The following is a 12338-nucleotide window of genomic DNA, read 5'->3' as shown; positions in this document are numbered from 1 at the left end:
TCCAGAACTGCATGCGACGCAGAGCGCCGCACGATAATTGCGATGATCCCACGCTCTGCATGGTAGCGCTGTTCTGGAAGCTCCGCGTCCGATCCCGAATCACCGATCAACACCCCACACGAGACACAAACGTGAACACACCTGGCACCTATTCTCCCGACACCCCCATCCCTGCCAGCCAGCGGGTGTTCGGTGGGCGGGATCTGTTCTCCCTGTGGTTTTCCCTCGGCATCGGTTTGATGGTGCTGCAAACCGGGGCCTTGCTGGCACCGGGGCTGGGCATGTCCGGCTCGCTGCTGGCGATTTTCCTCGGCACGCTGGTGGGCGTTTTACTGCTCGCCAGTGTCGGCGTGATCGGCAGTGACACCGGTTTGTCTTCCATGGCAGCCCTCAAACTCAGCCTGGGCAGCAAAGGCGCGTCGCTGCCTGCAGTGTTGAACCTGCTGCAACTGATCGGTTGGGGTTCGTTCGAGATCATCGTCATGCGCGACGCCGCCAGTCTGTTGGGCGATCGGGCTTTTTCGCAGGGCAGTCTGTGGACCAGCCCGCTGCTCTGGACGCTGTTTTTTGGAGCGCTGGCCACTCTGCTGGCGGTCAGCGGACCATTGACCTTCGTGCGCCGATTCTTGCGCAAGTGGGGGATCTGGATACTGCTGGCCGCGTGTTCATGGCTGACCTGGAACCTGCTGACCAAGGCTGATCTGGCAGCGCTGTGGGCGACATCCGGGGACGGTTCACTGCCGTTTGCTTCGGGGTTCGACATAGCCATCGCTATGCCGCTGTCCTGGCTGCCGCTCATTGCCGACTACTCGCGCTTCGGCCAACGCGCGAAAAGCGTCTTTGGCGGCACGGCCGCAGGCTTTTTCATCGGTAACTTCTGGCTGATGGGTCTGGGCGTTGCCTATACATTGGCGTTCTCCCCTGGCGGCGAGGTCAATGCTTTGCTGCTGGCACTGGCCGGCGCAGGTCTGGGTATCCCGCTGCTGCTGATTCTGCTGGATGAGACGGAAAATGCGTTCGCCGATATTCACTCGGCAGCGGTATCGAGTGCTTTGCTGTCACGTATCAAGGTCGAGCATTTGGCATTGATCATCGGCGTGATCTGCACGCTGATCGCCTGTCTGGCACCGCTGGCCCAATACCAGAACTTCCTGCTGCTGATCGGCTCGGTGTTTGCGCCGTTGTTCGGCGTGGTGCTGGTCGACCATTTCATCCTGCGTCGTCGCAGTGGTCAGGTAGCGGAGGGCGGTTTGCGCTGGATGAGTCTGCTGGCATGGCTGGGCGGGCTCAGCACCTATCATCTGCTGGCCGGTTTTTACCCTGATGTCGGTGCAACACTGCCAGCGCTCATCGTCGCTGGCGTGCTGCAGCTGTTGATCGGCGGTGCGATCAACCGCGACCGGGGAACAGTTCCGGCTTGAGGATGCCATTGAGCTGAGGGTAAGGAACCTTCAGCTCGATGTGACCCATCGAATACGGCGCGATGGTATCCACCGAGTACTTGAGGATCACCGCGCCGTACGTCAGCGCGATGTGTGGCGTGCGCTTGAACGGCCAGGTCTTCATGAACTCGCTGTCTTCATTCATCTTGGTCGAGACCAGCCAACCCTGGTGGGCCAGTTGGGCCTTCTGCCAGAACTCGCTTTCCTTGCCCGGAATGATCATGTCGGCCAGGGTCAGGACTTTCTGCTGCTGACGCGAATAGTTGATGAACGCCCGGCCGGGGTTGCCGTGGGCACCACCGGTATCCAGATAACTGGAAAGTTCGACAACCACGATACCGTCATGCTGCTCACGTACCTTGGCTTGCAGATAACTGCTGTTACGGCCCTGGGCCTGGCTCAGGAACTGCTCCTGATAGGCTTTGATGGACGCAGGCGGCGAGGCGCTGCTGTCGGCAACGGTCAGTTGCAGCAAGGTCTTCTGGACGATGGCGTCCAATCGCGGCTCATCGGGAAAATGCACGGTATCGATGTTCACCAGCGGGCAGTCCGCCGTGGTGCAGCCTGGCTTGATCAGCTCGGAGGCATCGCGCTGGACTTGCAGCGGTGTGCGCATGTTGGGCGTGAAGAGGCTTTGGCAGGCGCCGAGCAACAGGGCCAGGCAAGCCAGTGAAGTGATCCTCAATAACGACATGTTGATCCTTGGCAGTGTCAGTAAAGGCGGTTGCGTTGTGCGTATGCAGGCTGGTTGGACTGTAAACAACGTCTTCGGTTCGATCATGGCAGATTAGAATTGTTTTAAGTCCCGGCCGTCTACCCTGCATCTTCAAGGGGGCTGCATCTTAACGTCGATGCGCGTTAGGATGGCCCGATGTCAAAAACGGCGGCAAGCGAGAAACCCATGACCCAGACCACACGATCTGCACCAAGCGCTTTTGAAACCATACAGCGTGAAAACTGCTTCAAGGGCTTCTATAGGCTGGACAAGCTGCATGTGCGCCACGAACTGTTCGACGGTGGCATGAGCAAGGAAATCAGCCGCGAGCTTTTCGTTCGCCACGATGCGGTTTGCGTACTGCCTTACGATGCCAAGCGTGACGAAGTGGTGCTCATCGAGCAGTTTCGCGTGGGTGCCATGGAAAAGACCAGCAACCCGTGGCTGATCGAACTGGTCGCCGGGCTGATCGACAAGGATGAGCAGCCGGAAGAAGTTGCTCATCGCGAGGCAGAGGAGGAAGCTGGACTGGTGTTCCGCTCGCTTTGGCCCATCACTAAATACTTTCCTTCTCCAGGTGGCAGTAATGAGTTTGTTCATTTGTACCTGGGGCAGTGCAGCAGTGAGGGGGCAGGCGGAATTCACGGGCTTGAGTCTGAAGGCGAAGACATCCGGGTCACGGTCTGGTCATTCGATGACGCAATGCAGGCGATGAAAGACGGAACAATCAAGAACGCGTCGACGATCATCGCCTTGCAATGGCTGGCGCTGAATCGTGCGGAGATAAGGGGTTTATGGTCGTGAATCTATTGCGCGAGCGCTACCGTGTCGACCTTGCCGGATTGCAGGCTGCGTGTGAGGCCAACTACGCGCGCCTGATGCGCCTGCTGCCCGACATGCGCAACGAACAGCGCTCACGCCGCGTCGCCGTTACACAGGGTGACCAGATGCTGGGCGTACTGGCCGTCGAGGTATTGCTCGACTGCCCGTACACCACCACCCTGCAAGTCCGCCAGGAACACAGCCTGCCGTGGCTGCCGGTGCCGGTGCTCGAAGTACAGGTCTACCATGACGCACGCATGGCCGAAGTCATCGGCGCCGAGCATGCGCGGCGCTTTCGCGGGATTTATCCCTACCCCAACGCCGACATGCATCAACCGGACGAAAAAGCCCAGCTCAATTTGTTTCTGGGCGAGTGGCTGAGTCATTGCCTGGCGTGTGGGCATGAGTTTGAGGCAGTGCGTTAACGCCTCTTCAATTGTTATCGCACTACTGCTTCTTGGCTTCGCCCTGTATTTATCCCACACCGGATTGACCGATAAGTGACGGCAGCTGACAGCGGGCAGGCTCCAGTCTTGTAGGTGGTTTCTGAAAATCCCCCGGCACCTTGGATTTGAAACCACATGCCTTACATTCGACCTGAATTTATTTGCAGGTATAACGAATGAGTGACTTGGGCACCCCACGATGTCTGTTAGCGTGCTTCTCGGGAATCACCCTCAGCCTTTTCAGCTATCTGGGGTTGATAACCCTGACAGGCAGCGCTCTGCGTTGGGAACACTTCCTATATACGGCCATTACCGGAGTGGTCATCGGTATTCTGTCTTTGAGGCTCATGCCGTGGATCGTTCATCTGGCTGGACTGGCAGGAATGATTCTTGGCGTTGTCCTGGAGCTGTTGTTGGCGGGATATCTCTGGCCTGGAATGCCTTATGAGCGGGTGCTGAGCTATCTCTTGGGTGCGGGACTGGCGGGCATGGTGTCTGCCGGACTTATTGCTTTAATTGTGCTCAAGCACCGAGCAAATCAGCAAATGTGACCAAATGCTCGTCTGCGCTCACATTCCCGGTTTACCCGCCCGCTGCCACACCACATAATCGCGCTGAATCCTCTCTGGGAGACGGTCTTGCCAAGCGCAGCCCCTTCATCGTCAGTTTTGCTGGTGCAGATATCCGACAGCCACCTGTTCGCCGAGGCGGACGGGGCGTTGTTGGGTATGAGTACCCGCGACAGTCTGGAAAAAGTCGTTGATCTGGTCCTCGCCGAGCAGCCGCAGGTTGATCTTGTGGTTGCAAGCGGGGATATCTCCCAGGATGGCAGTGTCGAGTCTTACGAAGCGTTTCGCCGGATAAGTACGCAGATCGCCGCGCCCGCGCGCTGGTTTGCCGGTAATCATGATGAATTGCCGCAGATGGAGCATGTCGCACAGGCTGAAGGGCTGCTTGAGCCGATCATCAACATCGGCCGGTGGCGGGTGACACTGCTGGATTCGGCAGTGCCCGGTTCGGTGCCAGGTTTTCTGGCCGCTGGGCAATTGCAGTTGCTGGAGCAGTCGCTGAGCGAAGCGCCTGACCGGCATCATCTGGTTTGCCTGCATCACCACCCGGTGGCCATCGGCTGTGAATGGATGGCACCCATCGGTCTGCGCAATGCTGACGCGTTGTTTGCGGTGCTGGATCGATTCCCGCAGGTTCGGGCCGTATTGTGGGGGCATGTGCATCAGGAGTTCGACCAGATGCGTAACGGCGTGCGCCTGCTGGCGTCGCCTTCGACCTGCATTCAGTTCGCGCCGGGCAGTGCCGATTTCAAGGTGGACACCACGGCGCCGGGTTATCGCTGGTTGCGTCTGCATGACGACGGACGGCTGGAAACCGCTGTTTCCAGAGTGGTCGGCATGGAGTTCGAAGTCGATTACGGCGGCACCGGCTACTGAATGAGCGGGCGGACACGTTTCCAGTGAGGTGTTGTAGCGTAAGTCCCTGTAAACTACACGGCTTTGCCTTGCACTCGGGAGCGACAGCGTGACGAGCGACACACCTTCACTGCTATACATCCATGGCTTGAACAGCTCGGCCCTGTCGAGAAAGGCCTGTCAGTTGGCTGCGCTGATGAAGTCATTGGGTCTGGCTGATCGTCTGCAAGTCCCTGAACTGCATCACCATCCGCGTCAGGCTATGGGGCAGCTTGAAACCGCTATAAAGGAGCTGGGACGGCCATTACTGGTCGGCAGCTCGCTCGGCGGCTACTATGCGACTCATTTGGCGCAGCAGCATGGCCTCAAGGCGGTGCTGATCAACCCGGCAGTCAACCCGCATCAGCTGTTTGACGGGTTTCTCGGCGTGCAGCAGAACCTGTACACCGGAGAGCAGTGGCAGTTGACCGAAGACCATATTCAGGCACTGGCCGAGCTGGAGGTTCCTGCTCCCCAGGACCCGCAGCAGTTTCAGGTGTGGTTGCAGACCGGTGACGAGACCCTTGATTATCGTCGCGCCGAGAAGTTTTACCGGGCCTGTGCCTTGCGCATTCAGGCGGGCGGCGACCACAGTTTTCAGGGTTTTGCCGAGCAAATGCCAGCGTTGTTGAGCTTTGCCGGGTTTGCCCCCGATCTGTTGCAGAAGATCGACCTGTCGGCGCTATAGGCGATCGATGCCCGGCCTACTGAACGCAAGAACATTGAACCCCCGAAATTCCATGAAAGATTGATAACGAGAACCCATGGCCAATCCCAGCGCTAGCTCTTATAACGCAGACGCCATCGAAGTCCTCTCGGGCCTCGATCCGGTTCGCAAACGTCCGGGCATGTACACCGACACCTCGCGGCCCAACCACCTGGCTCAGGAAGTCATCGACAACAGTGTCGACGAAGCTCTGGCTGGTCACGCGCGCTCGTTACAGGTCATCCTTCATGCCGACAACTCGCTTGAGGTGTCCGACGACGGCCGCGGCATGCCGGTGGACATTCACCCGGAAGAAGGTGTGTCCGGCGTCGAGCTGATCCTCACCAAGCTGCATGCGGGTGGCAAGTTCTCCAACAAGAACTACCAGTTCTCCGGCGGCCTGCACGGCGTAGGGATTTCCGTGGTCAACGCGCTTTCCACTCAGGTTCGGGTGCGGGTCAAGCGCGATGGCAACGAATATGAAATGACCTTCGCCGACGGCTACAAGGCCACAGAGCTGGCGGTTATCGGCACTGTCGGCAAGCGCAACACCGGGACCAGCGTCTATTTCGCGCCCGATCCGAAGTATTTCGATACCCCGAAGTTCTCCGTCAGTCGTCTCAAGCACGTACTCAAGGCCAAGGCGGTTCTGTGCCCGGGCCTGCTGGTCAGCTTTGAAGACAAGTCCACTAACGAAAAAGTCGAGTGGCATTACGAAGACGGCTTGCGCTCGTATCTACAGGATTCGGTCAGCGACTTCCTGCGACTGCCGGACGAACCGTTCTGCGGCAGCTTCGCCGGTAACAAGGAAGCGGTCGACTGGGCGCTGCTCTGGCTGCCCGAAGGTGGCGACAGCGTTCAGGAAAGCTACGTCAACCTGATCCCTACCGCGCAGGGTGGCACCCATGTGAACGGCTTGCGCCAGGGCTTGCTGGATGCGATGCGCGAGTTCTGCGAGTTCCGCAACCTGTTGCCGCGTGGCGTCAAGCTGGCACCGGAAGATGTCTGGGAGCGAATTGCCTTCGTCCTGTCGATGAAAATGCAGGAGCCGCAGTTCTCCGGGCAGACCAAGGAACGTCTGTCGTCCCGTGAGGCGGCGGCGTTCGTTTCCGGCGTGGTCAAGGACGCGTTCAGTCTGTGGCTCAATACCCACTCGGAGCTGGGCCTGCAACTGGCTGACTTGGCGATCAACAACGCCGGTCGCCGCCTCAAGGCCAGCAAGAAGGTTGAACGCAAGCGCATTACCCAAGGCCCCGCGTTGCCGGGCAAGCTGGCTGACTGTGCCGGACAGGATCCGGCGCGCTCCGAGCTGTTTCTGGTCGAAGGTGATTCCGCCGGTGGTTCGGCCAAGCAGGCGCGGGACAAGGAATTCCAGGCCATCCTGCCCCTGCGCGGCAAGATTCTGAATACCTGGGAAGTGGACGGCGGCGAAGTGCTCGCCAGCCAGGAAGTGCACAACATCGCGGTTGCCATCGGGGTTGATCCGGGCGCGGCGGACATCAGCCAGTTGCGTTACGGCAAAATCTGTATTCTCGCCGACGCCGACTCGGATGGTTTGCACATCGCCACCTTGCTGTGTGCGTTGTTCGTCCAGCACTTCCGCCCGCTGGTCGACGCCGGGCATGTGTATGTGGCCATGCCGCCGCTGTACCGGATCGACCTTGGCAAGGAAATCTACTACGCGCTGGACGAAAGCGAGCGCGACGGAATTCTTGACCGTCTGGTGGCTGAAAAGAAACGGGGCAAACCACAGGTCACCCGATTCAAGGGCCTGGGTGAAATGAACCCGCCGCAATTGCGCGAAACCACCATGGACCCGAACACACGGCGTCTGGTGCAGCTCACGCTGGATGATTTCGCTGCTACGTCGGAAATGATGGACATGTTGCTGGCGAAGAAACGTGCAGGTGATCGCAAGTCCTGGCTTGAATCGAAGGGCAACCTCGCCGAGGTCCTGACTTGATACGAGCCTGGCTCGCCGCCCTGACCCTGGTTGCCGCGCCGGTTTTCGCCGCGCCGCTTGAGGTCCTGAAACTGCAATCCGAGCACCCGGTAGACGACATGGTCGGCGGCAATCTGTCGGGTCTGGCCATGTGCAATGGCCAGCTGTGGACCGTTTCCGACCGTGACGACAATGTGCTGTACAGCCTTGATGTGTCGCAAAATACCTGGAAGGCAGAAGCACACCGCATTGACGCACCTGCGCCGCACAGCTATCTGCCGCTCAAGCTGCGTTCGCTGGCAGGCCTTTCCGCGTTGGTGCGTGGTGGTGATCTGGATTTCGAAGGCGTGAGTTGTGATGCAGCCGGTAACCGTTATCTGGTCAGCGAGGCCTATGGCTCGGTGCTCAAGGTTCCGGTCAGTGGTGCACCGTTCTGGCTGGACTTGCCGCAGGCACTGATAGAACAGGCGCGCGGCCAGGGCATGTTGCAACACTTCAATGCGATTTTCGAAGGGATTGCCGTGAACGCCTCTGGCGACCGCATCTGGCTGGCCGCCGAGCGCGAGAAGCGCGGGCTGCTGGTTGTGCAGCGCGACAAGGAACAATGGAGCTGCGGGCAAAGCTGCGTGCTGCTGTCCGAAGATGGTAAAGACCTGTTGCCCGCAGAACAGGGGCACAAGACCGTGTCTACGGACTTTTCCGATCTGTCGCTCTACAACGGCAAGCTGTTCACGCTCGAACGTGCGGCCTATCGCATCTGTCGGCGTGGGCTTGAGACCGGGCAGATCGAACGTTGTTGGTCGTTCGCCAAGGAAGCGATGGTGCCTTCGCGTCGCTATGATCAGCCCTACGGCCTGACCGAGGCGCTGGTCGTGGACGAGAAGGGCGCGTGGATCGGCATCGACAATAACTTCGGTGCGCGCGCCGATGGTGAAAAACGCCCGATTGTCTGGCGGTTCGCTGCGCCTGAAGCGGGCTGGAGCGCCGGTCAGTGAGCCAGCCCGCGAATCAACCGCAACCCGGCAAGCGCGCTGGCAAGATATTAATGATCGTGGCCTGGGCTGCTGGCCTGTTTCTGGCGACGCGCTTTTTCGGCAGTTGGGAAGACAAGCAGCAGAACCCTAATACGGTGGTTGCTTCGCAACACGGTGACGGATACATCGAAGTGCAACTGGCGGGTAATCGTCAGGGGCACTTTGTCAGTACCGGCCAGATCAACGGCCGGACGGTAGAGTTCATGATCGACACCGGGGCGACCGACGTGGCTGTACCCGGTGATATGGCTGACAGCCTGGGCCTGAAACGCGGCTTTGCGGTCACAGTCAGCACGGCCAATGGCAACAGCCAGGGTTTTCGGACCACGCTCGACCGCTTGCAACTGGGCGATATTGTCCTGACCAATGTGCGTGCTCTGGTAGCACCCGGTCTGGACGGTGAGCAGGTGCTGCTGGGCATGAGCGCCATGAAACAACTTGAATTCACACAGCGTGGCGGCAACTTGCTGCTGCGCCAGTCAACGAAATAATGAGGCCCGCATGAGCGACTCCCTTGACCTCAGCCTGGATGGTGTAGAACGCCGATCACTGGCTGACTTCACCGAACAGGCCTACCTCAACTACTCCATGTACGTGATCATGGACCGTGCCTTGCCGCATATCGGGGACGGCCTGAAGCCTGTTCAGCGGCGCATCATCTACGCGATGAGCGAACTGGGCCTTGGGGCTGACGCCAAGCACAAGAAATCGGCGCGTACCGTCGGCGACGTACTCGGCAAATTCCACCCGCACGGCGACTCGGCCTGCTACGAAGCGATGGTGCTGATGGCCCAGCCGTTCAGCTACCGCTACACGCTGGTGGACGGGCAGGGTAACTGGGGTGCGCCGGATGATCCCAAGTCCTTCGCGGCCATGCGTTACACCGAAGCGCGCCTATCGCGCTATTCCGAAGTCCTGCTCAGCGAACTGGGCCAGGGCACGGCTGACTGGGTGCCGAACTTTGACGGCACACTGGACGAACCGGTCGTGCTGCCGGCGCGTTTGCCGAACATCCTGCTCAATGGCACCACCGGCATTGCCGTCGGTATGGCCACCGACGTGCCGCCACATAACCTGCGCGAAGTCGCCAGTGCCTGCGTTCATCTGCTGGACGACCCCAAGGCCACGGTCCCGGAACTGTGTGAGCACATTCTGGGGCCGGACTATCCGACCGAAGCGGAAATCATCACGCCGCGTGCCGACCTGCTGAAAATCTACGAGACCGGGCGCGGTTCGGTGCGCATGCGGGCCGTGTACCGCATTGAAGATGGCGACATTGTCGTGACTTCACTGCCGCATCAGGTTTCCGGTGCCAAGGTGCTGGAGCAGATCGCCGCGCAGATGCAGGCCAAGAAGCTGCCGATGGTTGCCGACCTGCGTGACGAGTCTGACCACGAAAACCCTTGTCGTATCGTGATCATTCCGCGCTCCAACCGGGTTGAGCTGGACGAGCTGATGCAGCATTTGTTCGCGACCACCGAGCTGGAGTCCAGCTATCGGGTGAACATCAACATCATCGGTCTGGATGGCAAGCCGCAGCTCAAGAACCTCAAGACACTGCTCGGCGAATGGCTGACGTTCCGCATCGGTACTGTGCGTCGTCGTCTGCAGTTTCGTCTGGACAAGGTCGAGCATCGTCTGCACCTGTTGGACGGTCTGCTCACGGCTTACCTGAACCTGGATGAAGTGATCCACATCATCCGCACCGCCGAACATCCCAAGGCGGAACTGATTGCACGCTTTGGCCTGTCGGAAATCCAGGCGGACTACATCCTCGATACCCGTCTGCGTCAGTTGGCGCGTCTGGAAGAGATGAAGCTGCGCAGCGAGCAGGATGCGTTGCGCAAAGAGCAGGCCAAGCTTCTGGCGCTGCTGGGCAGTGAGTCCAAACTGCGCAAGCTGGTCCGTGCCGAACTGATCGCCGACGCTGAAACCTATGGCGATGATCGTCGTTCGCCGATTGTTGCCCGTGCCGAAGCCAAGGCGCTGTCTGAAAACGAATTGATGCCCACCGAGCCGGTAACTGTCGTGCTTTCGGAAAAAGGCTGGGTGCGTTGCGCGAAAGGCCACGATATTGATGCCACCGGGCTTTCCTACAAAGCAGGGGATGGTTTCAAGACGTCGTCCATCGGCCGCTCGAATCAGTTCTCCGTGTTCATCGACTCGACCGGGCGCAGCTATTCGGTGGCAGCACACACCCTGCCATCTGCACGAGGCCAGGGCGAGCCGTTGACCGGTAAACTGCAACCGCCACCGGGTGCGACGTTCGAGTGCGTATTGATGCCCGAAGATGACGCGCTGTATGTGATCGCTTCGGATGCCGGTTATGGGTTTGTCGTCAAAGGCGAAGACCTGCAGGCCAAGAACAAGGCGGGCAAGGCGTTGCTGAGCTTGCCGAACGGGGCAAAAGTCATCTTGCCTCGGCCGGTGCCCGACCGTGAACAGAACTGGCTGGCAGCGGTGACCACCGAAGGCCGCCTGCTGGTGTTCAAGATCAGCGATTTGCCGCAGTTGGGCAAAGGTAAAGGCAACAAGATCATCGGTATTCCGGGTGAGCGGGTAGCCAGCCGAGAAGAATATGTGACCGATCTGGCGGTGATCGCGCAGGGCGCGACGCTGGTTCTCCAGGCGGGCAAGCGAACGCTGTCGCTTAAACCTGAAGACCTTGAACATTACAAGGGGGAACGTGGCCGACGTGGCAATAAATTGCCAAGAGGCTTCCAGCGCGTAGACGCGTTATTGGTGGAAAATAGCTGAAAACATTGATCTGGCACCAGCGTTCTTCGTTTTGCCATGAAGTACGATGCATAATCGCTGGAGTCATGATGCATATTCACGGATGATATGGGGTCTTGGGGTGCATGCGTGGCTCAGTGCCTGCATGGGTCTTGAAAGTACTTATACTGTGGCCTGCCTCGGGGCGGCCACCTGGATGGGATGATGAATTTTCTACGCCTTCCCCTGATCTTGCTGATGACTGGCGTTTTGGGTCTGGCTGGTTGCAGTGTGCGCCAGCCGACCGCGCTTTATCAGCTCGATAGCGGTGAGCCTGGTCAGCCGAAACAGAGTAGTGGTCTGGCAGTATTGCTGGGTCCTGTTTCGGTAGCCGACTATCTGCAACGCGAAACCCTGCTGCAACGCCAGCCTGACGGCACTTTGACCGCATCGCCTGACGGGCGCTGGGCGGGCAATCTGTCTTCAGATATCGACCAGTTGCTCTTGCGTCAGCTGGCCTGGAAGCTGGACAGCCAGCGTGTCGTCATGGTGCCTGCGGTTGCCAACTTCACACCGGACGTTCAGGTCATACTGTCGATCACCCGTCTGGACTCCGGTGCCAAACAGCCTGCCGTTCTGGATGCGCAATGGCGTCTTCTGGACCGTAAAGGTCATGTTCGTGACAGCCGGCTGGTGCACCTTGAACAGGTCCATGCCGGCAGCTCCGCCGACCAGGTCAAGGCCCAGGGCATGCTGTTGCAACGCCTGGCCGATCAGGTCAGTACTGCGATCAAGCCGATTTCCTGGCAGCCGATCGAAGAACCGAAAAAGCCCCCGGTCGCCAAGGCCAAAGAGCCTGACAAACCAAGAATTCCAATGGCCTCGCCCATACGTACCGATCTTGAAGTGTTCCGCTTCTAGGGTTGGCCCAACAAAAAAGCCCGCAGCGATGCGGGCTTTTTGTTGGACGCGAATCTTCGCTTCTCACACCTCGACGTTCCTGACGCACCACGCAGTCAGGAGGACGCGGAGCGTCCAGAACGGCATGCCCAC

General features: G+C 59.3%; 12 protein-coding genes. 11 read left to right on the top strand and 1 reads right to left on the bottom strand.

What is annotated here, in order from left to right:
• Window positions 1-131 precede the first annotated feature (131 nt).
• On the top strand, window positions 132-1421 hold the full coding sequence (gene cytX, locus ALO64_RS00715; RefSeq protein ID WP_044322099.1) for a putative hydroxymethylpyrimidine transporter CytX: 1290 nt from the start codon (window positions 132-134) through the stop codon (window positions 1419-1421).
• On the opposite strand, the gene ALO64_RS00710 is transcribed toward cytX, so the two are convergent.
• A complete protein-coding gene (locus ALO64_RS00710; RefSeq protein ID WP_005731102.1) occupies window positions 1390-2136 on the bottom strand; it encodes an RsiV family protein in 747 nt (248 codons plus the stop codon). The genes cytX and ALO64_RS00710 overlap by 32 nt on opposite strands.
• Window positions 2137-2343: 207 nt before the next feature.
• Here ALO64_RS00710 and ALO64_RS00705 point away from each other — a divergent pair, with 207 nt between their 5' ends.
• The 10 genes from ALO64_RS00705 (at window position 2344) to ALO64_RS00660 (ending at window position 12206) form a co-directional block, all read left to right on the top strand.
• The gene (locus tag ALO64_RS00705) at window positions 2344-2961 is read left to right on the top strand and encodes an NUDIX domain-containing protein (protein ID WP_004666418.1); all 618 of its coding nucleotides are present in this window, start codon (window positions 2344-2346) and stop codon (window positions 2959-2961) included.
• A complete protein-coding gene (locus ALO64_RS00700; RefSeq protein ID WP_002551796.1) occupies window positions 2952-3404 on the top strand; it encodes a DUF1249 domain-containing protein in 453 nt (150 codons plus the stop codon). Before ALO64_RS00705 ends, ALO64_RS00700 begins: the two co-directional genes overlap by 10 nt.
• A gap of 197 nt (window positions 3405-3601) precedes the next feature.
• The gene (locus ALO64_RS00695; protein ID WP_005731103.1) at window positions 3602-3976 is read left to right on the top strand and encodes a hypothetical protein; all 375 of its coding nucleotides are present in this window, start codon (window positions 3602-3604) and stop codon (window positions 3974-3976) included.
• An 87-nt stretch (window positions 3977-4063) separates the two neighbouring features.
• A complete protein-coding gene (cpdA, locus tag ALO64_RS00690) occupies window positions 4064-4870 on the top strand; it encodes a 3',5'-cyclic-AMP phosphodiesterase (protein WP_002551797.1) in 807 nt (268 codons plus the stop codon).
• An 88-nt stretch (window positions 4871-4958) separates the two neighbouring features.
• Window positions 4959-5576 carry a YqiA/YcfP family alpha/beta fold hydrolase gene (locus ALO64_RS00685; protein WP_005731105.1) on the top strand — a complete coding sequence of 206 codons (618 nt, stop codon included), beginning with the start codon at window positions 4959-4961 and terminating at the stop codon, window positions 5574-5576.
• A 76-nt stretch (window positions 5577-5652) separates the two neighbouring features.
• Entirely contained in the window at window positions 5653-7557 is a 1905-nt protein-coding gene (gene parE / locus ALO64_RS00680; RefSeq protein ID WP_044343237.1) for a DNA topoisomerase IV subunit B, read from the top strand.
• A complete protein-coding gene (locus ALO64_RS00675) occupies window positions 7554-8531 on the top strand; it encodes an esterase-like activity of phytase family protein (protein ID WP_044343238.1) in 978 nt (325 codons plus the stop codon). The genes parE and ALO64_RS00675 overlap by 4 nt, the downstream gene beginning before the upstream one ends.
• On the top strand, window positions 8528-9061 hold the full coding sequence (locus ALO64_RS00670) for a retropepsin-like aspartic protease family protein (protein ID WP_011167552.1): 534 nt from the start codon (window positions 8528-8530) through the stop codon (window positions 9059-9061). The genes ALO64_RS00675 and ALO64_RS00670 overlap by 4 nt, the downstream gene beginning before the upstream one ends.
• 10 nt (window positions 9062-9071) lie before the next feature.
• Window positions 9072-11327, top strand: a complete 2256-nt coding sequence (gene parC / locus ALO64_RS00665; RefSeq protein WP_044343239.1) for a DNA topoisomerase IV subunit A — start codon at window positions 9072-9074, stop codon at window positions 11325-11327.
• A 183-nt stretch (window positions 11328-11510) separates the two neighbouring features.
• Window positions 11511-12206: a PqiC family protein gene (locus ALO64_RS00660; RefSeq protein WP_044343240.1), complete on the top strand. Its 696-nt coding sequence runs from the start codon at window positions 11511-11513 to the stop codon at window positions 12204-12206.
• Window positions 12207-12338: the final 132 nt, after the last annotated feature.

The organism is Pseudomonas meliae (assembly GCF_001400515.1).
Taxonomy (GTDB): domain Bacteria; phylum Pseudomonadota; class Gammaproteobacteria; order Pseudomonadales; family Pseudomonadaceae; genus Aquipseudomonas; species Aquipseudomonas amygdali.
The sequence above is the reverse complement of the archived record's forward strand: the minus strand, read 5'-3'. Positions and strand labels throughout refer to the sequence as shown.